Origin of the sequence: Myxococcus sp. AM009 (assembly GCF_013372605.1) — a bacterium.
Taxonomy (GTDB): domain Bacteria; phylum Myxococcota; class Myxococcia; order Myxococcales; family Myxococcaceae; genus Myxococcus; species Myxococcus vastator.
Genome location: NZ_JABXEP010000091.1, coordinates 1 through 24,224, shown reverse-complemented (window position 1 = coordinate 24,224; position 24,224 = coordinate 1). Strand labels below are relative to the sequence as shown.

At 72.6% G+C, this 24,224-nt stretch carries 11 protein-coding genes; 5 read left to right on the top strand and 6 right to left on the bottom strand.

Going from position 1 to position 24,224, the window contains the following annotated elements; translation table 11 throughout:
• The first annotated feature begins 234 nt into the window (after nucleotides 1–234).
• From HV824_RS21940 to HV824_RS21930, 3 genes are all read left to right on the top strand, one after another.
• Nucleotides 235–2,076, top strand: a complete 1,842-nt coding sequence (locus HV824_RS21940; RefSeq protein WP_176420601.1) for an OmpA family protein — start codon at nucleotides 235–237, stop codon at nucleotides 2,074–2,076.
• Nucleotides 2,077–2,096: 20 nt separating this feature from the next.
• Complete coding sequence (locus HV824_RS21935; RefSeq protein WP_176420602.1) at nucleotides 2,097–6,188, top strand: DUF4215 domain-containing protein; 4,092 nt, start codon at nucleotides 2,097–2,099, stop codon at nucleotides 6,186–6,188.
• 121 nt (nucleotides 6,189–6,309) lie between these two features.
• Nucleotides 6,310–9,981, top strand: coding sequence for a protein kinase (locus HV824_RS21930; RefSeq protein ID WP_176420603.1), 3,672 nt, complete (start codon nucleotides 6,310–6,312; stop codon nucleotides 9,979–9,981).
• A 13-nt stretch (nucleotides 9,982–9,994) separates the two neighbouring features.
• On the opposite strand, the gene HV824_RS21925 is transcribed toward HV824_RS21930, so the two are convergent.
• Both HV824_RS21925 and HV824_RS21920 read right to left on the bottom strand, forming a co-directional pair.
• Nucleotides 9,995–10,342: a hypothetical protein gene (locus HV824_RS21925; protein ID WP_176420604.1), complete on the bottom strand. Its 348-nt coding sequence runs from the start codon at nucleotides 10,340–10,342 to the stop codon at nucleotides 9,995–9,997.
• 184 nt (nucleotides 10,343–10,526) lie between these two features.
• Nucleotides 10,527–12,140: a sigma 54-interacting transcriptional regulator gene (locus HV824_RS21920; protein WP_176424139.1), complete on the bottom strand. Its 1,614-nt coding sequence runs from the start codon at nucleotides 12,138–12,140 to the stop codon at nucleotides 10,527–10,529.
• Between the two features lie 263 nt (nucleotides 12,141–12,403).
• Between HV824_RS21920 and HV824_RS21915 the strand changes: the two genes are divergently transcribed.
• On the top strand, nucleotides 12,404–12,796 hold the full coding sequence (locus HV824_RS21915; RefSeq protein WP_176424138.1) for a hypothetical protein: 393 nt from the start codon (nucleotides 12,404–12,406) through the stop codon (nucleotides 12,794–12,796).
• Nucleotides 12,797–12,821: 25 nt separating this feature from the next.
• Here the strand turns inward: HV824_RS21915 and HV824_RS21910 are convergent, their stop codons facing one another.
• From HV824_RS21910 to HV824_RS21895, 4 genes are read right to left on the bottom strand one after another with little or no spacing between them, the layout of a single operon-like run.
• Nucleotides 12,822–14,321 (bottom strand): DUF4388 domain-containing protein, encoded by a 1,500-nt coding sequence (locus tag HV824_RS21910; protein ID WP_176420607.1) that lies wholly within the window; start codon nucleotides 14,319–14,321, stop codon nucleotides 12,822–12,824.
• Between the two features lie 19 nt (nucleotides 14,322–14,340).
• Nucleotides 14,341–16,191: a response regulator gene (locus HV824_RS38065; RefSeq protein ID WP_176412506.1), complete on the bottom strand. Its 1,851-nt coding sequence runs from the start codon at nucleotides 16,189–16,191 to the stop codon at nucleotides 14,341–14,343.
• Between the two features lie 38 nt (nucleotides 16,192–16,229).
• Nucleotides 16,230–17,081 (bottom strand): diaminopimelate epimerase, encoded by an 852-nt coding sequence (dapF, locus tag HV824_RS21900; protein ID WP_176420608.1) that lies wholly within the window; start codon nucleotides 17,079–17,081, stop codon nucleotides 16,230–16,232.
• Nucleotides 17,082–17,105: 24 nt separating this feature from the next.
• The gene (locus HV824_RS21895; protein ID WP_176424137.1) at nucleotides 17,106–23,414 is read right to left on the bottom strand and encodes a methyltransferase domain-containing protein; all 6,309 of its coding nucleotides are present in this window, start codon (nucleotides 23,412–23,414) and stop codon (nucleotides 17,106–17,108) included.
• 104 nt (nucleotides 23,415–23,518) lie between these two features.
• On the opposite strand from HV824_RS21895, the gene HV824_RS21890 reads away from it, so the two are divergent.
• Nucleotides 23,519–24,224, top strand: a 706-nt coding sequence (locus HV824_RS21890) for an IF-2 protein (protein WP_255208235.1), incomplete at its 3' end; no start/stop codon positions are given.

Below are 24,224 nucleotides of genomic sequence, written 5' to 3'. Positions count from 1 at the left end.
CGGGGCCGGGACCTCGCCTGACACGTCATTGACGCGTCCGGGGCGGCGCGACACACGCGCTGACACGTCAACCGCCCGCGTCCGGACCCAACCCACTTCACAGGTCCCTCTCACACACCTCTGAGGTCCCCCCCCGCGACAAACGTGGCGCGTTGTGTGCAAACCATTCTCTGTCTCAAGTATGGCGGACGCCCGCGTGCGCTTTTCCGGCGACACGTTGAGGGGGAGAAACTCTTGTCTTCACATCCGTATCACCCATGGCTTGGAGGGCTGGCCGTCCTCTGGGCGGTCACGGCCCAGGCCCAGGCGCAGCGCATCCCCGGCATCGAGCTGGAGCGGCTGCAACTCAACCCCGGTGCACGCGACAGCCTGGTGCTGTCCACCGGCGACCTCATGTCCCGCGGCGAGTACCGCCTCGGCTTCACCGGACACTATGAGAAGGAGCCCTTGGTGCTCGTCTCCGGTGGAGCGCGGCAAGGCGTCATCGTCTCCAATCGCGTGACGGTCCACCTCAGCGGTGCCTACGCCATCACCGACTGGCTGGAGCTCGGCGCGCAGGTGCCCATCGTGTCCCAGTGGGGACCGGACACCGCGGCGTTGGGCGTCGCCACGCCCTCCACGAGCGCGCTGGGCACGCCGTGGGTCCAGGCGCGCGCGGGAATCCTCTCCGAGCAGCGCGGCGGGCTGATGGATTTGGGCCTGCACCTCGGCGCGGCCCTGCCCATTGGCAGCACGGAGACGCTCACCCGGGACCAGGGCTTCGTCTTCTCGCCTCGGCTCGGCCTGGGCAAGCAGCTGGGCGGCACGTGGCGCGTGGGCGCCGACCTGGGCGCGCTGGTGCGGACCCAGACGTATGCGCTGTCCCCCAACACGCAGCCGCACCTCGACGAGCTGGGCACGGAGCTGAACGGCGGCGTCAACCTGTCCGCCGGCCTGCTGGGCTTCCGCCAGGAGCTGGTGGTGCGCGGCACCCTGCCCGTCGCGGATGCGCCAGAGTCGATGGAGGTGCTGCTGGGCGTGCGCGTCCCCATGCCCGCGGGCACGGAGCTCTACGCCATGGGTGGCCCTGGCTTCGGCAGCACGCCGGGCACGCCGTCATTCCGGGTGCTCGCCGGCCTCAACTTCGGCGTCCCCTCCTCCACGCCCAACGCCTGTGTGGAGGGTCAACCCCATGACCCCGCCCGCTGTCCGGACTTCGACCTGGACGGTGACGGCATCAAGAACGCCGCCGACCGCTGCCCCACCGACGAGGGCCTGTCGGAGCTGTATGGCTGCCCGGACGGGGACGACGACGGCGACGGCCTGCCCAACCTGGCCGACCGCTGCCCGAAGGAGGCGGAGAACTTCAACGGCTTCGAGGACCACGACGGCTGCCCGGATGACCCGGACACCGACGGGGACGGCCTCTCCGACGCCAAGGATACGTGCCCCGACCAGGCCGAGGACAAGGACGGCTTCCAGGACGAGGACGGCTGTCCCGACCCGGACAACGACAACGACGGCGTGCTCGACACCGCCGACCGCTGCCCCAACGAGGCCGGCCCCAAGGAGAACCGCGGCTGCCCCGACAAGGACACCGATGGTGACGGCCTCGTCGACCGGCTGGACAACTGCCCCACCGAGCCCGGCCCGGCGAAGAACCACGGCTGCAAGGAGAAGCAGCTCGCGCAGATTGGAGAGAACCGCATCCAGCTGCTCGAGGCCGTCTACTTCGAGAACAACAAGGACGTCATCATCGCGCGCAGCAACAAGCTGCTCGACACGGTGGCCAACATCCTCATCGCCCACCCGGAAGTGGAGAAGGTGCGCGTCGAGGGCCACACCGACAACCGCGGCAACGCTGACTACAACCTGGACCTGTCCCAGCGCCGCGCCGACGCCGTCGTGCACTACCTGGTGAGCAAGGGCGTGGCTCGGGAGCGGCTGGAGTCCAAGGGCTTCGGTCCGTCCCAGCCCATCGCCGACAACGACACCACCCAGGGCCGCGCGAAGAACCGTCGCGTGGAGTTCAAGATCGTCGGCGACGCAGAGGGCGTGCAGACGCAACAGGGCGAGCCCTCTCCCGACACCCACTGAGAACCGAGGCAGACATCCCCATGAAAACGCGTGTCCTCTTCAAGACGGCGGCGCTCTGTCTCGCGCTGCTCTCATCCCTGACCGGCTGTGACTCGGGCGGCGCCCGCACAGCCCCGGCCCCCACCGAGCCCGTGCTCGTGAGCCGGTCCGCCTCCCTCGTCGGAGACGGCCAGCTCGAGCCCGGCGAGGAGTGTGACGACGGCAACACCACCAGCGGCGACGGCTGCTCCGCCACCGGCACCCTCGAGGCAGGCTACCTGTGCCACGTGCCCGGGCGTCCCTGCTCGCTGGCGAGCCTGTGCGGCGACAGCGTCGTCGACTCCGGCGAGGCCTGCGACAGCGACGGCTCCGACTGCACGGCGACCTGCGACCTGTCCCTGTGTGGCAACGGCGTGTTCGACAACCGCGCCCACCCGTCCTACGCGCAGGAGGTCTGCGACGACGGCAACCGCTTCGAGGGCGACGGCTGCAGCCGCCTGTGCGAGGTGGAGTCTGGCTTCGCCTGCGCCGGCAGCCCCAGCCGCTGCGTGCGCGCGGGCGTGACGGTCTTCAACACCGGCGTGGACGAGAACAACCGCCGGCTGGAGGTCGGCCCGGATCCGCACTGGTTCTACACGGGCACCACCACGGGCGCGGCCACCGGTTCGCGGTCCGCCAACGACTGGCCCCAGGAAATCCAGACGGCCCGCTTCATGGCGGCGCCGCTGGGCGCGCCTGTCTGCGTGTACCAGGACTTCATGGTGCCCTCGACGACCAACGTCTCGCAGTTCCGTCTGCGGCTGGCCACCTTCAACGACAACCAGTTCGACAGCGCGCGGGTGAACGGGCAGGACTTCACGCCCACCGTCGTCAACGAGCCGGCGGGCCAGCCCTGGCAGAAGAACATCTTCCGCGAGTTCGGCGCCAACGCGCCGTGGCGCGCGGGCCTCAACCGCATCGAGCTCTGCAACGAGAACGCCGCCACCGAACCCAACGCCTTCCGCTACCTGTTCGTGGACGCGTACGACGACCGCTGCGGCGACGGCGCCGTGTCCCTGCGCGAGGAGTGTGACGACGGCAACACCGCCAACGGTGACGGCTGCTCCGCCTCCTGCGGCATCGAGCCGGGCTACGGCTGCACCGGCCAGCCCAGCGCCTGCGCCCAGACGTGTGGCAACGGCACGCTGAACCCGGGGGAGCAGTGCGACGACGGCAACGCCACGGTGGGCGACGGCTGCAACGCGAGCTGCCGCGTGGAGTCCGGCTACGCCTGCCCCACCCCGGGCCAGGCCTGCTTGATGACTTGCGGCGACGGCGACATCGACCCGGGCGAGCAGTGCGATGACGGCAACGCCTACGACTCGGACGGTTGCTCCTCGGCGTGCCGCATCGAGCGCGGCTACGAGTGCCAGGGCGCTCCGTCCACCTGCGCGCCCCTGTGCGGCAATGGTCGGATGGACGCGGGTGAGCTGTGCGACGACGGCAACACCACCTTGGGTGATGGCTGCTCCAACGCCTGCACCCTGGAGCTGGGCTACGCCTGCCCCGCCCCGGGCCAGGCCTGCGTGCTCACCTGCGGCAACGGCGACGTGGACCCGGGCGAGCAGTGCGACGACGGCAACCTGGACCCGCAGGACGGCTGCGGCACCGAGTGCCGCGTGGAGGATGGCTACGCCTGCAGCACGCCCTCCACCGGCCCGTCCGTCTGCGTCGCCAGCTGCGGCAACGGCACCCTGGACGTGAACGAGACGTGCGACGACGGCAACGACACCAACGGCGACGGCTGCTCGACGGCCTGCCGCGTGGAGACGGGCTACACGTGCAGCGGCGCGCCCAGCACCTGCGCCACCCTCTGCGGCGACGGCATCCGCGCGGGCGCCGAGGCGTGTGACGACGGCAACACCACGGCGGGCGACGGCTGCAACACCACCTGCTCGGTGGAGCCGGGCTGGAGCTGCCCTGGCGCTGGCAACCAGTGCTTCTTCACCTGCGGCAATGGCACGGTGGACAGCGGCGAGGCGTGCGACGACGGCAACTTCGACAGCGGCGACGGCTGCAGCGGAAGCTGCCGCGTGGAGGATGGCTATTCGTGCAGCGGCGCGCCCAGCGCCTGCGCCACCACCTGTGGCGATGGCGTCCGCGCCGGCGCCGAGGTGTGTGACGACGGCAACCTGAACAACGGTGACGGCTGCTCCTCGCGCTGCCTCCTGGAGGACGGCCAGCCCTGCAATGCGTCTGGCGTCTGCGAAGGCGGCATCTGCAACCCCACCACCAACACCTGCACCAGCCCCAACGCCTGCGGCAACGGCGTCCTCGACGAGGGGGAGCTCTGCGATGACAGCAACACCACGGCGGGCGACGGCTGCTCGGCCACCTGCGCCATCGAGGACGGGTTCGGCTGCACCGGCATCCCGTCGGTGTGCGCCATGACGTGCGGTGACGGCATCCAGGCGGACAGCGAGGCCTGCGATGACGGCAACACGGCCAACGGGGACGGCTGCTCCGCCTCGTGCACCGTGGAGAGCGGCGCCGCGTGCCAGACGGCGGACGTCAGCGTGTTCATCACCCGACAGGGCAACGCGAGTTGCACGCAGGTGTCGGACATCGACGCCCCCGTGCTGCCTGACGCGGCCATCCAGGCCGGGCTGGGCGTGCCGGGCCGCTACCGCATCCGGTACGTGGCCGGCGCGGTGAGCTACTCGGGTGGCGCCAACTGGTACCCCGGCATCATCGGCGTCAACGCCAACGCGGGCACCCAGGTCCAGGGCTTCTCGCTGGGCCGCACACCGACTGGTGGTCCGGGGTCGGCCACGCGCGCCGAGGCCATGCCCCTGGGCTTCCCCCTGTCCCGCGACTTCACGGCGGCCACGGGCGACGTGCGCGTCGCGCTGGTCGACACCGACTGCGACCTGGCCAACAACTCCGACACGGCGGTGACGTTCCGCGTGGACGCGCTTTCCATCTGCCAGACGGCCCCTGTCGTCACGCCCCCGACGCCGGGCGGCACCGCCGGTGAGGAGTTGGAGGGCACCGCCACGCCGGGCGCCACCGTGGACGTGTACCTGGACGGCGACCCCGCCCCGGTGTGCACGGTCGTCGCCGACGCGGAGGGGAACTGGAGCTGCATGCTGCCGCCGGACCTGGAGGAAGGGCCGCACACCGCCGTCGTCACCTCCACCTTCCCGGGCGCGCCGCAGACGGCCACGACGGTGGACTTCATCATCGACGACTCGCCGTCCGCGCCTCCGGTCATCACCGGCCCCGCGCCGGACGCGGTGCTGGACACGCAGACGCCCGTGCTGAGCGGCACGGCGACGCCGGGAGACGAGGTGACGGTGTACGAGGGCGGCGCCGTCCTCTGCACCGCCACGGCCGATGCGGCGGGGAACTGGAGCTGCACGCCCACCACGCCCCTGGCCGAAGGCCCGCACACGGTGACGGCCACCGGCACGCCTCCGGGTGGCAGCCCTGGCCCCACCTCCACGCCCGTCACCTTCACCATCACCCTGTCCACGACGGAGCCGCCGGTCATCACCGGGCCCGCCGACGGCGCGGTGCTCAACACGTCGACGCCGCCCCTGAGCGGCACGTCCGCGCCGGGCACGGTGGTGACGGTGTACGAGGGCGACACGGTGCTCTGCACCACCACCACCAACGACGTGGGCGCGTGGAGCTGCACGCCGAGCCAGCCGTTGGAGGAGGGCCCGCACACGGTGACGGCCACCGCCACCGACAACGGGGGCCGCACCAGCGAGCCCTCCGCGCCCAGCGAGTTCAGCATCGACACCCAGGAGCCCGACACGTTCCTCCCGCGCACGCCGCCCTCGCGCGGCGGCGACCGGACGGCGACCTTCGAGTACGACGCCTCCGAGGACGACGTCACGTACGCGTGCAGCTTGAACGGGGGCCCCTTCGAGCCCTGCCGGGACAGCTATGACGTGGGCGAGGGCCAGCACACCCTGCGCGTGCGGGCCACGGACCGCGCGGGCAACGTGGACAGCACGCCCGCGGCGTTCTCGTGGACGGTGGAGCTCACCCGGGCCTTCGCCGGTGGTGGCTGCAGCACGGCTCCCGCCGCGTCCTGGCTGGCGCTCCTCGGCCTGCTTGGCCTTCGCCGGAGGAAGCGAAGTTAAGGGCTGACCGCGACACCTTTCCGTCGGGAGGTCCACATCTCCCTCAGAGGCCCCCCCGCCGGCCTCGTGGACCTCCCGGCGGATTTTCCCCCCGCCACGCGCCAGCCCATATGCTGGGGCCGTGCACGCGGCGGGGCGATTGAGTGAGACGTACGAGGAGGAGCTCCTCCTCGCGATGGACGAAGGGCTGCTCTCCGGCGAGGAGGTGGCGGTCCTGCGTGAGGAGGCGCTCCGCCTGCGGCGCGGCCCCCTGGAGCTGCTGCGGGAGCGAGGCCGGCTGTCGGAAGACTCCCTGGTGGCGCTGCGTGGCGAGCTCGCCTCCGAGAGCACGGACCCGGGCGCCGGCCGTCCGCTCGAGGCCGCCACGCTGACGCCCGACACCCCGGGCGTGGCCCCGCCCTCCGCCGTGGAGCCGGACGGGCCCACCTTCCCGGTGCCGGACTGGGACCGCTACCAGCCCGTGCGCTTCCTGGGCCAGGGTGGCATGGGCCGGGTGTTCCTGGCGTATGACCCGATGCTCCGCCGCAACGTGGCGCTGAAGTTCGTGCGCGGGGACGACCCGGAGCTGGCCCGGCGATTCCTCTCCGAGGCCCGCGCGCAGGCCCGCGTCCGGCACGAACGGGTGTGTGAGGTGTACGAGGTTGGCGAGGTGCGCGGCCGGGGCTACATCGCCATGCGCTTCGTGGACGGCCAGCCGCTGGGACAACTGGCGCGCTCGCTCACGCTGGAGCAGAAGGTGCTGGTGCTGCGCCAGGCCGCCGAGGGCGTGCACGCCGCCCACGGCGCGGGCCTCATCCACCGCGACATCAAGCCCGGCAACATCCTGGTGGAGCGCACCGAGGACGGCGGGCTGGCCCCCTTCGTCATGGACTTCGGTCTGGCGCGCGACTGGCGCGAGGAAGGCGCCGCGCCCAACGCCGTCCAGGGCACCCCGCACTACATGGCCCCGGAGCAGGCGCGCGGCGAGGTGTCCCGCCTGGACCGGCGCGCGGACATCTACGCGCTGGGCGCCACGCTCTACTCGCTCCTCACCGGACGGCCGCCCTTCACCGGCGCCACCGAGGCGGAGGTCATCACCCGGCTCCAGCACGAGGAGCCGGCCCCGCCGCGCGCGCTCGACGCGGACATCCCGTCGGACCTGGAGGCCATCGTCCTCAAGTGCCTGGAGAAGCAGCGGCCCGCCCGCTACGACTCGGCGCGGGCGCTGGCGGAGGACCTGGAGCGGTTCCTCGAAGGCGAGCCCGTCCTCGCGCGCCAGGGCCTGGGCTACCGCTTGCGCCGCAAGGCCCGCAAGCACCGGGTGGCGCTGACGCTGGGCACCGCGGCCCTGACGGTGGTGTTGCTGGCGCTCATCCAGGCGGGCATCGCCCGCGGCGAGGTGGCCGAGCGCGAGCGCCTCACGCGCCGCTTCACCGAGCGGGTGGAGCGCATCGAGGCCTCGGCGCGCTACTCCGCCCTGTCCCGCCTGCACGACACCCGCGAGGACCGGCGCGAGCTGCGCGCCAGCATGGCCACGCTGGAGGCCGAGGTGCGCGAGGCGGGCCCCCACGCGCTGGGCCCCGGCCAGTACGCCCTGGGCCGCGCGTCGCTCGTGCTGGATGAGCGGGACGCCGCGCGCAGGCGCCTGGAGGCCGCGTGGGCCCAGGGCTACCGCGAGCCCCGGGTGGCCTGGGCGCTGGCGCAGGTGCTGGGGGACCTCTACCAGGAGCGGCTGCTGCTGGACGTGGAGCGCCGCAGCCCCGAGCAGCGCGAGGTCCGCCGCAAGGAGCTGGAGCAGCGCTACCGCGACCCCGCCCTGGCCTACCTGCGCCAGGCCGAAGGCCCCGACGTCCCCGTCCCGCCGCTGTACGTGAAGGCGCTGTTCGCCTTCTACGAGGGCCGCCATGAAGAGGCCCTGGCCCACCTGGAGGCCATGGGCCGCGCGCAGCCCTGGTTCTACGAAGCGCCCCTGCTGCAAGGCGACGTGCTGCTGGCGCGGGCCACGCAGCGCTGGCACCAGGGCGACAAGGCGGGCTCGCAGGAGGACCTGGACGCGGGCCGCCGCGCCTACGCCGCCGCCGTCGCCACCGCGGAGAGCCAGCCGACGGGCCACTACGTCCTGGCGCGCCTGGAGCTGGCCGCGCTGGTGATGGAGCTGTACGGCGAAGGCAACGTGCTGCCCCACTACGAGCGCGGCGTGGAGGCGGCGACCCGCGCGCTCACCGCCGCGCCGGACCACCACCGCTCGCTCGTCGTCCTCTCCCGCCTGCACCGCCGGCTCGCGGAGCAGCGCGCCGGACAGGGACGCGAGGACGCCGAGCCGCTGCTGGAGAAGTCCATCCGCGCCGCGCGCGAGGCCCTGGCCCTGGCGCCGCCCAGCGACCGCGTCGCGTTGGAGCTGGCCATCACCCACCGCCTGTGGGCCCGCTACCGCCAGGAGCGCGGGCAGGACCCGGGCGAGCAGCTCCGCCTGTCCATCGAGGCCTTCGAGCGCCTGCGCCCCGAGGAGCGCGACTATGCCTTCCACGCCAACCTGGGCCTGACCTACCAGGTGTGGGCGGACGCGGAGGCCGAGCGCGGCGTGGACCCGCTGGAGCACCAGGGCAAGGCGATTGACGCGTACCTCGCCGCCATCCGCGTGCGGGAGGGCCAGGCGGACGCGTGGATCAACCTGGGCAACGCCCTGCGCCGCCGGGCCTCCAATCCACGCGCCGCCGACGCCGCGGGGGATTTGACGCGGGCCCGCGACGCGCTGGCGAAGGCGCTGGCCCTCAACCCCGGCAACGTCGTGGCGTGCTTCCGCGGCGCGGAGATTTCCGAGCAGCTGGCGCGCTGGCGCTGGAGCCACGGCGAGCCCCACGAAGCCGACCTGGCGCAGGCGCTGGCGCTGTTCCGCCAGGGCCTGGGCATCAACGCGAAGCTCCCCCCGCTGCACAACGGGCTGGGCGCGGCGCTGCTGTGGCAGGCCGAGCAGCGCTGGGAGGAAGGCGGCGACACCGAGCCCTTGCTCCAGCAGGCCCAGGCGGCCTTCGAGGATGCCCGGGCGCTGGCGCCCAGGCAGGTCTACGCCCACAACAACCTGGGTGAGGTGTGGACGCGGCGAGCCACCTTCCAGGCCGCGCGCGGGGAGGACCCGCGCTCCAGCGGCCGTGCCGCCGTGGAGGCCTACCGGCAGGCGCTCGCGCTCCAGGAGGGAGACGCCGACCTCTGGGCCAACCTGGGGCGCATCCAGACGCTGCTGGCCACCTGGAGCCTGGAGAGCGGCGGAGAGCCACGCCAGGCGCTGGCCCGGGCCGAGGAGTCACTGACGCGCGCCACCTCGCTGAACTCACGCATGGGCCACACCTGGCGCAACACGGGCGAGGTCCGGGCCCTCAAGGCCCGCTGGCTGGCGCGGAGGAACACCGCACGGGAGATGGACTTCGAAGCCGCGGCCGAGGCGTTCCAGCAGGCCCTGTCACTGGAGCCCCGGCGCCACGACTACCGGCTGGCGGCCGCGCGCTTCCAGCTCACCTGGGCCGAGTGGCGGCAACGCGCTGGCGCGGATCCGGGGCCCTTGCTGTCGCGAGGCCTGACGCTCGTTGACGAGGTCTTGAAGGCCCGTCCCGGCTGGGCCCGTGCCCTGGCGCTTCGTGGCGGCGTGCTGACGGCCATGGCGGACACGCCCGCCGCCCTGGCACAGCGACAGGCGTGGCGCACCGAAGGCCAGGAGGCGTTGCGGCAGGCACTGGTCCGCAATCCCCTGCTGGAGCACGAATGGAGGAGCCGGCTCGTCGCGGCTCGCGAGCCACTGGCCGGCCCTCCAACGCCGTGAAGCGGACGGGGGATTAGAGCTCCGGCGGGTCCGTCGTCACGTCGAGGTTGCCGTTCTTCGTCTCCAGCTCGCTGCCCAGGCGCGACGACCCGGATGAGGGCGAGACATCCACCGTGAACGAATACGTGCCGACCGCGGCCGACTCAGAGACCGCATCGTCCTTCGTCTCCTTCAGGCTGGAGGAGTTATCCAAGGAGATCGACGCCGTGTCGTCGAGGCACGCGGGGGGCTGCACGACCGCGCTGGTGACACCACTCGACGTGTCGATCCAGAAGCGGACGGTATCCCCGTGCCGGACCTTGTTGTTGGGGATGTAGCTCAGGTTCCCCGACTTCTTGATGACAACGGTGACGATGGCCATGGGCCGTGGCTCCTGTGCCCCACTGGGGCGGGTGATGAACTGCTGTCGTGGCTGAAATGCAGGCACCGTACCAAACAGGTCGGGCACGAGGCGCGCTCGAAGAAACGCATCAGGTGACGTCTTCCGGAAGCACCTGGACGCGTCAACCGAACCCACCAGGTTCGAGTTGACGTGTCAGCCAGCACTACCCACCACTGAGGCCCAGCTCCCGCACCCGCCGCTGGAGCGCGCGCCGGGAGACCTCCAGCCGCTGCACCATCCGGTCGAGGTCGCCCTCGCACTCGTGGAAGCAGCGGGTGATTTCCTCCGGGCTCAAGTCCCGCGCGGTCCGCAGCAGCGAGCTCTTGTCGATGAGGACGTAGACGGACGGCCGGGGAATGCCCAGCCAGTCCGCGGTGGCCTTGAGGTCCCAGGAGCACGCGCGGAGGGCCTCCAGCAGCTCCTGCTCGCCCACGTCCGCGGGCTTGCGCCGCGGGGCCTTGGCGCCGTCCCCCGCCTCGTCTCCCGTGCGCACGGTCAACGGCCGTCCGGGGACGGGCTGCGCGTCCGCGTCCAGCACCTGCTCCAGCCGCGCATCGGCGCGCAGCCGTGGCGTGCCCCGGCTGCCGATGACGAGCTGCCGGGTGACGTTGCGCAGCTGGCGGATGTTGCCGGACCACGCATGGCGCACCAGCCGGACGGCCAGGGCCGCGGGCAGCCAGGGCTCGGCGCGCGCGTCCGAGGTCGTCAGCTGACCGCCCTCCCCCATGACCTCCAGCTCCTGGCGAGCGAAGTGGTGGAAGAGCAGGCCAATGTCCTCACGGCGCTCACGCAGCGGAGGCACCAGGATTTCGAAGCCGGCCAGCCGGTGCAGCAGCGGGGCCTTGAAGGTGCGCTCCTGGATGCGGGCCTCCAGGTGCGCGTCCGTGGCGGAGACCAGCCGGACGTCGACGGGCACCGGCGTATGGCCGCCCACCGGATAGATTTCACCCGTCTCCAGCACGCGCAGCAGCGCGGCCTGCACCTCGGGCGGCGCCTCGCCGACCTCATCCAGGAAGAGCGTGCCGCCCTCGGCGGCGCGGAAGTAGCCTTCCCTGTCCCGGCTGGCGCCCGTATAGGCCCCGCGCTGCGCGCCGAAGAGCTCCGCGGCGACCAGCTCCTTGGCGAGCGCCCCCAGGTTGACGCTGACGAAGGGCCCGGCGCGGCGGGGGCCACTGGCGTGGATGGCGCGCGCCACCAGCTCCTTGCCCGTGCCCGTCTCGCCGCGGATGAGCACCGGCACGGACAGGTCGGCCACCCGGATGATGTCCTCGCGCACACGGTGGCTGCCCTCGCCGTGGCCGACGATGCCCAGGTCCAGCACGCCCGGCTGACGGAAGGACGAGGCCAGGTGGAGCAGCAGCACCACGCGGTCCGCCAGCACCAGCGGCACCCCGGCGGACAGCTCCTCCCGGGAGAACTCCCGGCCGCCCTGGACGGGCTCGTTCGCCACGCGCACCTGGGTGCCGTCCTCCGGCACCAGCATCCGGAGGCCGCCTCGCGGGCCGGGCTCGAACTCCACCGGCTTGCGGCTGAGGAAGGGGTCTCCCAACGGCAGGGCCATGAGCCCCCCGGGCCGGGAGAAGTCCGGCGCGTTGCGAGACAGGGCCGCCGTGCGCCCCTGGGACGCGAGCACCTCCAGGAGCAGCCGCTCGCCGATGCGCTGCGGCTGGGGATGGGACACAATCGTCAGGGCGGGCACGGAGAGCGCCACCGGGCTCTGCCCGGCCTGTGCGCGGCCCGCGGTGGTCGACATGTCTGCGGCGAGTTTCTGCTGCATGGGGATTCGTGTGAGTCCTGGGATACCCGCTGAGCCTACACCTCCGGACGCCCGAGCGCTGGGTTCATCCACCGGGGAAACGACGTGAGAATCCCGTGGGTTGGGGGACTTCGCATCCACGCCCCAGGGACGCCCGCGCCCTGTCCGCCGCTCCCCCCGATGCGCATGGCGCCTCACCTGACAGGTCCTTTCCTGTCGTCCATCTCAGTGGACGCTTAAAAAGGTTCTCTCCCGTAGCGGCGGGGCTCGCACCGAGGTGATTCGTGGACGAAGGGCTCCTGCAGTTCCTCCGGAATGACTACGTGGTGATCGGCGGCGTCGCCGTGGTGGCGCTCCTCGCGTACTTCGGCTTCATCCACTTCCTCGTCCACGCCGAAGCGAAGAACGCCCACCTCCGGCACACGGGCCTCGCCGCGGAGGCCACCATCGTCACCGTGACGCACACGGCGCTGAGCTACGAAGGGAGCTCCTTCTACCTGCTCGAGCTGGACGTGAAGATTCCCTTCAATGGCCCGTACCCGGTGCGGCTCTTGAGCCGGACGCATGATTGGAACATCGGCTACGTGAAGCGCGGCCTGCAGCTCGAAGTGCGCGTCGATCCGGACGACCCCCAGCGAATCGCCGTCGTGGGGCCCCTCAAATCGTGGAACGAGTGAGCTTCCGCGCCGCCGCGGCCTCGCGCTACACGATGGACGCGGCGGCCCGCTGCACCTGGGGCACGCCGGGCAGCGTCGGCGCCGGGTTGAGCGCCTGGACCAGCAGTGAGCGCAGCGCGTCCGCCAGGTCATCCGCCGCGCCCAGGGCCCCCGCGGGAGCCCCCTGCAGCGCCGCGGGGACCTCCGCGCCCACCACCACCACCGGCATCCGGACCTCCCAGGCCAGGTAGTGCGCGAGCCGCACCGAGGGCTCGGCCACGTCCATCAGCAGCGCGCCCATGGCGCCCGCCGTGAAGGGACGCCACAGCGGACGCGCCGCCTCCGCCGGGGGCAGCACGCAGAAGTCCAGGCGCAGCACCTCGCTGAGCACCAGGCGCCCCAGCGTGCCGAAGCCACTCTTCACGGCGGAGGGCTCGGCGGACAGCGCCTCCATGCCGGGCATGCGGGAGAGGATGCGCCGGGCGGCGCTCGCGCCACTGCCGCACACGAAGATCTTCGCGGTGGCCACCTTCGCCGGGGCCCGCGTGCGGAGAATCCGGCCGCGCAGCGCGTGGACCTCCGCCGCGCCCAGCAGCTCACCGGACGCCGCCTCCACGCCGTCCCCGTCCGCGGCCCTCGCCACGCCCCGCTGCATGAGCGTGGAGAGGACGTTGAGCACCTCCAAATCCGTGGCCGGCGCCAGGTCCAGCACCTCGCCCAGGGCGCGTGGCTGGCGGAGCAGGTCCACCACCTGCTGCGTCACCGGGTGCTGGTCTCCCTGCAGGTCCGCGTCCGGCGCCAGCATCAGCCGCGTGTGGCGCGGCGGCAGGCCGGGCATCAGCCGGTTCACCTCGTCCGACTGGCGCATGCCCTCCAGCAGCGAGTCATCCATGCCGCGGTTGATGCGCGGGCGCGCCGTGTTCCCTCCGGGAGAGAAGGTGAACGTCCCATCCACCCACGCGAGCAGGCGGAACAGGGCCTTCTCCCCTTCCACGCGCCCCAGCTTCGCGTTCACCGGGCGGCCTTCGACGACGGAAATCTCACCCCGGTCGTTGCCGCGCTCCAGCGTCAGCCGGCCGCTGCGCCGGTTCATGCCCAACAGCTGCATCAAGTCCGGGATGCTGAGCTGGCTCAGCGAGCCTTCGATCTCCTGCTGCTCGCTCTTGAGGTCCTTCGCCGCCTCGCTGCGCCGGAAGATGTGCTCGATGCGGCTGAGCACCTCGTCCAGGTTGAAGGGCTTGCGCAGGTAGCCGTCCCGCAGGCCGCGCAGCCGGTCCGACTCGAAGCTCGAGGTGGTGAGCACCACCGGGATGTCCTCGGTGCGCGGGTTGGTGCGCAGAATCTGGATGAAGGTGCGCGCGTCCAGCAGCCGGCAGCCCTCGTCGAACAGCGTGAGGTCCGGGTGGCGCAGCACGGCCACCTCCAGCGCCCGCGAGCCATCCGGCGCGTAGTGCACCTGATAGCCCTTGGTGCGCAGCGCGCGTGACAGCGCGCGCACGGACTCGAGGTCGGGGTCGGCGATGAGGATCTTCCGGACCGGGGCCACGGTGGCGCTCCGCTTCGTATCAGTAGGGCTGCAGGTCGTATTCGGCCTGCAGCTTGGAGATGAGCCCGTCCACCACCGCGGTGTCCGAGGTGTGGAATCCCCACGTCGCGCCGTGGCCCCGCCGCTGGATGAGCGCGTAGGCCGCGTTCTCGGAGAGCCAGAGGATGAACTCGTGCCGCGCGATGCGGTCGTCGCCCTCCAGGAACACGGGCGTCAGCGCGGGGTGTGACTCCAGGTCGACGCGGCGCCCCAGCAGGTAGATGCGCGACGACAGGTCGGGCGGCGCGGACTCCAGCCCGGCGGCGATGTTCAGGTCCGTGCGAATCTCCGGCCCGCCCACGTACAGCAGGCCCCGCGAGCCCGGGTCTCGCATCATCTCCCGGGCAATCTCCGCCTGGAGCTCGTCGAAGAGGACGTCGGACACCTTGCCCCGGCGGCTCGGCTCGGAGCGCTCGTCCACCGGCAGCCGGGGACTGTTCGGCGTGCCCAGCAGCAGGTCCACCTCGTCCCAGAAGGGCAGCCCGTCCAGCATCAGCCGGCGCTGCAACGACGCGCGCCGCTCGTCCATGCGGCGGCGGCAGCGGTGCACCAGCTCGTCGAAGTCCTCGCCGTCCTTGGGGAAGGTGCTGGCCCCGCCCACCAGCGCCAGCGGGAGGCGCTGGTCCACCTCCATGGCCTCGGGCTCCTCGCGCACGGCGGCCACCGCGCGGCGCACGAACATCAGCGCCCCGAAGAAGTCCGTCTCCGGCAGCAGCAGGTAGAACTCCTGGTCGCTCGCCTTCGCGATGACGTCCGAGTCGCGGATGATTTTACTGAGCGCCTTGATGATGCCGCGCACCGCCTTCTTCGCGTCCGCCGCGCCCTGGCGCACGCGCACCAGCGGCAGGTTGTCGATGGAGAAGGTCAGCAGGGAGAACGTCCGCCCGTAGCGCCGGGCCTTGTAGATCTCCTTGGACGCGTAGTCGGTGAAGTAGCTGAGGTTGTACGCCGCCGTCTCGCGGTCCCTCAGGCCCAGGCGCTGGAGCGCGAGCATCTTCCGGCCGTTCTTCAGGCCCACCGCCGCGAAGTCGCCCAGCACGCGTGCATCGCGCGTGTGCTCGGGCCGGAAGTCCCCCGACAGCGGGTCGGAGAGCTGCGCCAGGCCGACGACTTCCCCCGACGCCACCAGGGGCACGTACATCACCGCCGAGCGCTCGTCGCGGGCCATCCACGGCTGGGCCTCCCGCAGCCGCCCGGACAGCGGCCCCTCCGGGCTCATCTTCTCCGCGAGGAACTGCCGGTCCAGCAGCCCGCGGTAGGCGCGCAGCACCAGGTCACCCCGGTCGTCCACCACCCACAGCGCGGCGCTCTGCGCGTCGCAGATGGCCGCCAGCTCCGAGGTGAGCCGCTCCTGGAGCCACTCCAGGTCGGGATGGGACAGCAGCTCCAGGCAGCGCTGGTGCAGGTTGTGGAAGCGGGCGAACTCCAGGTTCTCGTCGCGAAGCTGCGTCCGCTCGCGGCGCAGGGACGCGCGCTCCAGGGCCCGGTCCACGGCCAGCAACATGTCGTTGGCGTCCACCGGCTTGGTGAGACAGTCCGCGGCGCCCGAGCGCAGCGCCACCTCCGAGCCCCGGATGTCGGTGCGCTGGCTGACGAGGATGACCTCCTGGTCGGGGTCCCGCTCGCGCAGGCGCGCGGTGAGGGCGAAGCCGTCCACGCCCGGCATCACCACATCGGTGATGACCAGGTCGAACGGTGTGCGGGCCGCCTCTTCGAGCGCGAGCGTTGCGTTCTCCACGGCCACCACGCGATGCCCGTTATGCGTGAGCAGGTCGCTGGCGAGCTGACGGAAGAACAGGTCGTCGTCGACGACGAGGATGGGTCCGGCCACGGCGCGTTCTGACCTGGGGGCGAGAGGAACGCGGGAGGTTACCGGCCCGAGGCAACCGCGACAACGCCCTCGAAGACGAAGGCCACCGGTCCACGGAGGCGGATGTCGGACAGGTCGGCGGGGACGCGGATGCGCAGGTCTCCCCCTGGGAGGGTGACGCGCAGCCAGGCGTCCGCCGGGAGCCGGTTGGCCAGCACGGCGGCCACGGCGGACGCGCAGGCGCCCGTCCCACAGGCCTGGGTGAGGCCGCAGCCTCGCTCCCAGACCACCACGGTGAGGCCGTCCGCGTCCACACGGACGAACTCCACGTTGGTCCGGTCCGGGAAGGACGGGTGCCGCTCCAGCAGGGGCCCCAGGCGCGAGGCGCTCTCCAGCGGCTGGTCCAGGAGGACCATGTGGGGATTGCCCATGCTCACCGCATAGGCGCGCAGGGGCGGATGGCCCGGCACGACGGCATCCAGGAAGGGCTGGCCGGTGACGCCCGACGGCAGGTTGGGGGCGACCAGCCGGGCGGGGCCCATGGAGATGTCCACGGCCACCACGCCGCCTTCCCCATACGCGGGGTAGCAGGTGAGCACGCCCGCCCCGGTCTCCACGTCGAGGTGGTCCGGCGCCTGGCCCGAGTCGTCCACCAGGAACTTCACCGCGCAGCGCAGGCCGTTGCCGCACATCTCCGCGATGCTGCCGTCCGCGTTGTGCACGACCATCCGGGCGACGCCACGCTCGGAGGGCAGCAGCGCCAGCACGCCGTCCCCGCCGATGCCCAGGCGCCGGTCGCACATCCACCGCGACGTGGCGGCGTCGATGTCCTCGCCGGAGCCGCGCCGGTCCAGCACGACGAAGTCATTGCCCAGGCCCTGGTACTTGAAGATGCGCTCGCGAGCTTCCACGGGCGCAATCCTAGTCGCGAGCGGCTATTCGCGCTCGTCCGGCTTCGGGGGCATCTTCTGGGGCGGCAGGTCCAGCGCGGGCACCGCGCCTCGGGGACGCCGCGCCGGGGCCTTGGCGCCCTGCTCCGTCCCGGCGAGCTCGTTCCTGGCCGGTTCGGGCGCGTCCAGTTGGGCGAAGCTGTCCGCGCGCGCCGCCAGCCGCTGCGCGGAAGCCAGTTCGGCCTCGCGGTCCGCGAGCTTCTGCTGGAGGTCTTCCACCAGGGATTGGAGGAGCTCCAGCTCCGCGGCCAGCTCCAGCACGTCCTCGGGCTGGGAGGACACCTTGAGGGACTCCACGGTGGACAGGAGCTCGGCGCGCTCCGCCTCCAGCGCGTCCACGCGGGCCTTCTGGGACTGGAACCGGGCATCGAGGCCCCGGAGCTGTTCTTCGAGCTGGGAACGCTCCGTCTGGAGCAATGCGAGCTGTCCCGCGGCGCTGCCGTCGTGATTCTGGAGCTGCTGCGTGGCCACTTCGAGCGCCTGGGCCAGGCGGGTGCGCTCGGCGCGCTCGGCGTCGAGGATCCGGACGGCGTCGGTGGACGCGGCTTCCAGGGCGGTGACGCGGCCTTCCAGGCGGACCCGGGCGGCGCGGGCGACCGACAGGTCGGACTGGAGGCGCTCGCGGTCGGAGTCCGCGCGGGCGAGGCGCTCCTGGGCGGCCTGGAGCGTGGCCGCCCGCTCCGTCGCGGTGGTCAGGTCGGCGCGGAGCACCTCGAGCTGGGACGTGAGCTCGGCGACGCGGGATTCCAATGTGGCCCTGTCGGCCTGGGCGCGGTCCGCGGTGTCGGAGAGCTGGGCCGCGCGGTCGCTGGCCTCCGCCAGTTGCGCGTTGAGCCGCGCGGAGGCCTCGGCGAGCCGCGACTCCAGGTCCGCTCGCTGTGCTTCGAAGCGGGCGTCCAGGTCGGCCAGCCGGGTCTCGGACTCGGCGCGCTGTGCCTCGGCGTGGGCCACGACCTCCGCGAGCCGGGCCTCAAGTTCGCCACGCTGCGCTGCTGCGCGGGCCGTGACCTCCGCCAACTGCGCCTCCAGGGCCGCACGTTCGGTCTCGGTGCGAGCAGCAGCCTCCGCGAGCTGCTGCTCCGACTCCGCACGCTGAGCGTCGGAACGAGAGACAGCGTCCGCGAGCCGCGCTTCGAGCTCGGCACGCTGAGCGTCAGAACGCGCGACGGCGTCCGCGAGCTGCTGCTCCGTCTCCGCGCGGAGCGCGTTGGCCCGTTCGTCAGCGTCGGCGAGTCGAGCTTCAAGCGATGCACGCTGAGCGTCGGACCGAGCGATGGCGTCCGCGAGTTGCGCTTCGAGTTCGGCGCGCTGGGCCTCCAGCTCGCTACGAGCGCGCGTCAGTCCCTCTGCGGAGTCGGTGAGCTGGGCCTCCAGCGCAATCGCCCTCGCCTGCTCCGAGGCGGCGGCCTCGGTCGCGCGGGCCAGCTCGTTCCGCAGCGTCTCCAGCGCGGCACGCTCGGCTTCGAGCGAGTTCTCCATCGCGGTGGCCTTGCCCGCGAAGCGCCGCGCCGTCTCGAGCTGCACCATGAGCAACTCGGCGTTCTCCCGCTGCGCCGCGAGCCGGTCTTGCGCATCCACCAACTCGGCATCGAGCCGGGCGATGTGCATGCCCCGCTCGTGCAGGGCCGCCATCGCGTGCTGGAGCTGAGCCCCCAGGCGCATGGTCTCCTGCCGCGCGGCGCCCAGGTGCGCCAGCTCCTGCTCAGCGGCGGCCAAGGCGGTCCGTTCGCGGTCTCGCTCCGCCGCCAGCGCTTCGATTTCACCCTGTTGCCGCTCCGCCCGAGCAAGCGCGTCGTCCAGCTCACGTTCCACCGAGGAGAGCCGCTCCTTCGCGGCGGCTTCCTGCCGGGTCAGCGCCTCGCGAGCCTCGGCGGCCGACTCACTGACACGGCCCGCCTCCGCCTCACGCTCCGCGACCTGTTCACGCAGTTGGGTGACCTGCGTCTCCAGCGCCTCGATGATTCCCGCACGTTCAACAAGCTGGGCATCCGCCGCGCTCCGGGCCGACTCCAGGTCCGCCAGGGACTGAGCCAACGCGACCGCACGCGCCGCGTCCGACTCCTGCGCCGCGCGAGCCTCCGAGAGCTGGGACTCCAACGCCGAGCGCTGTTCCTTCGCGGTGTCCTCCGCCCACGTCCGCTCCGACTCCAGCCGCGTCACGGTCTCGCGCAACTCCTGCTCGCGCGCCTCGGCCGCCAGGCGCTGCGCTTCGAGCGCGCGCTCCTGCTCGGCCATGACACGTTCGGCGGCAGCCAGGCGCTCCTGCCGGGACTGGTCGCGTTCGGACGTCTCCGTGCGCAGCGCTTGCAGCGCGGACTCCACATCGGCTCTCGTGCGCTGCTCGGCTTCGAGCAACGCGCGGGCCTGCGCCAACGCGGCTTCGGCCTCCGCACGGCCCTGCTGTTCGGACTCCAGCGCCGAGCGAGTCTGTCCGAGCGCGGCACCGGTATCAGCGCGCGTCTGCTGCTCGGCCTCGAGCGTCGCACGAGACTGCGACAAAGCAGACTCGGCCTCTGCGCGAGCCTGTTGCTCCGCCGCCAGCGCCTCACGGGCCTGGGCCAGGGCGGCCTCGATGGCCGCGCGAGCCTGCTGCTCCGTTGTGAGCGTCTCACGAGACCGCGCCAGGGAGGTCTCAAGCGCGATGAGCGTCTGCTGCTCCGCCGTCAGCGACTCTCGCGACTGCGACAGGGCCGTCTCAAGCTCGGCACGGGCCTGCTGGTCCGCCGCCAGCGCCGCGCGAGCCTGAGCCAGAACGGCTTCAGTCTCCGCGCGAGCCTGCTGCTCCGAGGTGAGCGCGGACACAGCCTCACGCTGAGCCTGCTGCTCCGCCGCGAACGCCTCGCGAGACTGAGCCAACAGGGCCTCGGCCTCGGCGCGTGCCTGCTGCTCCGCCGCGAACGCCTCGCGAGACTGAGCCAACATAGCCTCGGTCTCGGCGCGTGCCTGCTGCTCCGCCGCGAACGCCTCGCGAGACTGAGCCAACATGGCCTCGGTCTCGGCGCGTGCCTGCTGCTCCGCCGCGAACGTCTCGCGAGACTGAGCCAACAGGGCCTCGGCCTCGGCGCGTGCCTGCTGCTCCGCCGCGAACGTCTCGCGAGCCTGTGCCAGAACGGACTCGGTCTCCGAACGAGCCTGTTGCTCCGCCGCCAGCGCCTCACGGGTTTGAGTCAGGGCAGACGCGGTCTCCGCCCGCACCTGCTGCTCCGCCGCGAATGCCTCGCGCGACTCCGCCAGCACGGCTTCCGTCTCGGCGCGCGTCTGCTGTTCCTTCGCCAGCGCCGCGCGCGCCTCGGCCAAGGAAGCTTCGGCATCGGCCAGCGACTGCTGCTCCGCCCCGTGCGTCGCCCGGAGCTGCGCCAGCGCGGCCTCCGCCCCCGAGCGAGCCTGCTGCTCCACGCCAAGCAGGCCCTGCACGCGGGCCAGCTCGGCCTCGCCATCGCCGCGCCCCTGGCGTTCGACGTCCAGGTCCGTGCGAGCCTGCGCAAGCGCCTCCTGTGCCCGGACACGCTCTTCACGTTCGGAAGCCGCCTCGGACTGGAGCCGGGTGACGACCTCGTCCGCGCCAAAGGCCCGCTCCCGCATCGCGGTGAGCTCCGCGGCCAGCCGCTCACGCTCCTCACGCTCGGAAGCAAGCGCCGTCTGGCCCCGAGCCTCGTGCCGAACCAGCGCCTCCTGGGCGGAGACCAGCTCCGCCTCGGTCCGCGCGCGCACCGCCAGCGCCTCATCCAGGCGAGCCTGAACCCCGACGAGCGACTCCTCCGCCTGCGCCCGCCGCTCCGCCTCCGCGGTGAGCGCAGCCTCCAGCCGCGCGCGCTCCTGCCCCTCTATTTGAAGCTGCGCCTGCGCGTCCCCGAGCGCCGCCTCCCACCGGGCGCGCCGCTCCTCCTCGGAAGCCAGCGCGGCCCGAACCTGGGTCAGCGTCTGCCGAGCCTCCTCCAGCCCAGCCCGGGTCTCAACGAGCGTCGCCTCGGCATCGCCGCGCCGCGCCTGCTCGGCCTCGAGCTGCGCACGCAGCGCCTCCAGCGCCCGCGCCCGCCCCTCCTGCTCGGAGTCCAGCGAGCTCCGGACCTCCTCCAGGGAGTTCTCCAGGTCCGTGCGCCGAGCAACCTCCGCGTCCAGCGCCTCACGGGTCCGCGAGAGCGTGGCCTCGGCCTCTGTCAGCCGCTGCGCCGCGCCCTCCAGCTTCCCACGCGCCAGCCGCAGCGCCTCTTCCACCGCGGCCCGGGCCTCACGCTCCGAGTCCAGCTCCCCGCGAACGCGCCCGAGCTGCTCCTCCGACACCTGCCATTCCAGGTGCGCGGACTCCAGCTCCTCGCGGGCGGCCTGAAGCGCGGCCTCCAGCTCCACCGCGCGCTCCGAGGACTGCCGCCCGGTGCGAGCGTGCGAGGACGCCTCTGCCTCCAGCTCCACCACGCGCCGGACCAGGGCCGCGCGCTCCTCCGCCAGCTCCTGCCGCCGGGCCTCGACCTCGCCCTTCGCAGAGGCCTCATCGAGGACCTGCCGCTCCAGCGCCGTCGCCCGAGCCCGCGCGTCCTCCAGCTCGCGCTCCAGCGACGACAGCCGGGACTGGAGCTCGGCCCGCTCCGTCTCCAGCGCCTGCCCCAGGCGCTCCTCGGTCCGAGCGCGCTCCGCCTCCAGCGCCTCCAGCCGCTGCGAGGCCTGATGAAGCGACTCCTCCCACTTCTGCGCCGTGGCGCGCGCGGAGGCCTCCGCGTGCGTCAGGGCCTCCACCTCCTGGCCCAGGCGGGACTGCGACTCGCGAGCGGCGGCCAGCTCCGTCTCCAGGCCCCGGACCTCCGCCTGAAGCGACTCCAGCCGCGACTCGGCGTCCTTCCGCGCCCCCTCCGCCGAGGCCGTCCGCTGCCGCGCGTCCACCAGCTCCCGCGCCGTGCGCGCCAGCTCCGCGTCCTTCACGGAGACGGCGGCGCCCGCGTCCCGGGACGTCTCCGCCGCCCGCGCCGCCTCGGCCTTCAAGTGCTCCACGGCCGCCAGGGCCGCCGAGTACTGCTCCGCGATGCGCAGCTCCCGCTCGCGCGCGGCCTCCGCGGCCCGCCGGCGGTCCTCCGACTGCTCCACGGCGCGCTCGGCCGACAGCCGGTCCCGCTCGCGCTCGATGCGCAGCGTGGACTGCTCCTCCTGGAGCTCCCGCACCTGTGTGTACGCCTGCGTCAGCCGCTCGCGAGCCTCTTCTAGCGAGGCCGCCGTCTCCTCCCGGCGAGCGCGCTCCAGCCGCAGCGACTCCTGGGCCGCCAGCACCTGCACGCCCGCGTCCGCCTGGGCGCGCTGCGCGGCCTCCACCTCCAGCCGCTGCGCCGCCAGCCGCCGGTCCGCGTCGGCCAGCCGCTCCTGCGCCACCTGGAGCTCCAGCTCGCGGCGTCGCAGCTTGCCGGACAAATCATCCCGCTCGCGCTGGGCCTCCTGGCTGCCCCGCGCCTGCTCCAACTGCGCGGTGAGCCGGGCGACCTCCTCCCGGGCCGTCTCCAAGGAGGGGCGCAGCGACGCCGCCTCCGCCTCCCGGTCCGTCAGCTCCGCGCGGAGCTTCGTCAGCGCCTCCTTCAGCCGGCCGCTGCGCTCCTCCCAGGACTTCGCGCGCGCCACCACCTCATCGAGCTTGCCGCGCGTGAAGGCCAGCGGCTCGGGAGGCAGCTGCACCCACGTCGGGTCCACCACGCGCGCCGGGTCCTGCCCCGCCACCACCAGGAAGTAGGCGGCCTCGCTGTGGTTCACCAGGGTGCCGTCCACCTGGAGCCCTTCGCCCCGCTCGAAGGCGAGCTGGTAGCCCAGCACCGGGGACTGGGTGGCCACCTCCACCTGGGCGAAGTGGACCGACAGGGCGTCCAGCAGCTGACCATAGGTGGGCGGCACGCCCTCCTCGGCCTCCAGCAACTGGGGCAGCGCGAGCCCCGCGACGTTGCGCAGGCCGCCCACGAGGAAGCCCTGCTTCGTCACCAGCCGCGCCAGCTCCGCCAGCAGCTCCGGCGCCTTCACGTAGGGCGCCAGGTCGGCGACGAGCACCACATCGAAGCTGCCCGACTCGAAGTCGTCGTAGACGTTGGCCCGGAAGCGCAAGGCGGGACCGCCGTGCGCCTTCTGCGCGGCTTCGACGGCCGCTACATCCCTGTCGCACGACACGACCGCGCGGGCGCCTCGCTCCACGAGGAAGCGCGCGCTCTCGCCCCCGGTGGAGGCCACCGCGTCGACCTCCAGGACCCGTCGACGGGCGAAGAGGCTCTCCGCGAAAATGTAGCGGGGCAGCAGCTCGCTGGGCCCCAAGCGGCGGAATGTGTGGTGCATCGGTGTGTTCGGGAGTGGGAGTATACCCCCGGGCAGGCGCGCCCCAAGTTAAGCGCCGGGGCCGGAAATCGGCCTCGCGCTCGCACGTCAGGAGGGCAGGCGACATGAACGGAACGGAACAACAGGGATTCGGCTATCGGGCGCGGCGGACCTTCACGCGGCTGATCATCTTCACTCTCATCCTGGGCCTGGGCGGCGTGGTCGTCTTCCTGCTGTCCCAGCTCAACGCGCGCACCTTCACGCTGGCCCTCCATGATGGGCAGCTCGTGGTGATGAAGGGCCGCAACGCCCCCATGGGCGCGGTGCCCTATCGGACCGGGGACCCGCGGCTGGCGGACGCCTACGCGCCCGTCTCCATCGAAGGCCAGGACGTCTCGGCGCTCCTGACGCGCAAGTTCACCGACCGGGACGAGCTGGACCAGGCCCTGTTCCCCGTCCTGGAGGGCCTGGCCCGGCCGCGCATCGCGTCGGACGAGCCGGCCCGGGTGGACCAGGGCCTCTACTACCTCCGCCGCGCGGAGAAGCTCTCCGGCATCACCGAGGAGCAGCGCCTGACGCTCCAGAAGCACATGGTGGACGTGGCCTACTACCAGGCCCGGCAGAAGCTGGAGGACGCCCGCCGACTGGTCAGCGAGGCCCTCACCCAGCTCAAGCTGGCCGCGGAGAGCCAGAGCCGCCACGCGCGCAGCGCCAACCAGATGATGGCCGCCGTGGCCCCGCCGGCCCGGGAGCTGGAGGACTCGCTGCGGCGCGCCGTACACACCCTCAGCGGCCCCCAGGCGGCCCCCCAGGCGCCGCCCCAGGCCGCGC

What these genes read in the sequence shown, in the direction of transcription:
- HV824_RS21935 (WP_176420602.1), top strand. Translation starts at nt 2,097, where the DNA reads ATGAAAACGCGTGTCCTCTTCAAGACGGCGGCGCTCTGTCTCGCGCTG.
- HV824_RS21925 (WP_176420604.1), bottom strand. Translation starts at nt 10,342, where the DNA reads ATGGCCATCGTCACCGTTGTCATCAAGAAGTCGGGGAACCTGAGCTAC.
- HV824_RS21920 (WP_176424139.1), bottom strand. Translation starts at nt 12,140, where the DNA reads ATGCAGCAGAAACTCGCCGCAGACATGTCGACCACCGCGGGCCGCGCA.
- HV824_RS21895 (WP_176424137.1), bottom strand. Translation starts at nt 23,414, where the DNA reads ATGCACCACACATTCCGCCGCTTGGGGCCCAGCGAGCTGCTGCCCCGC.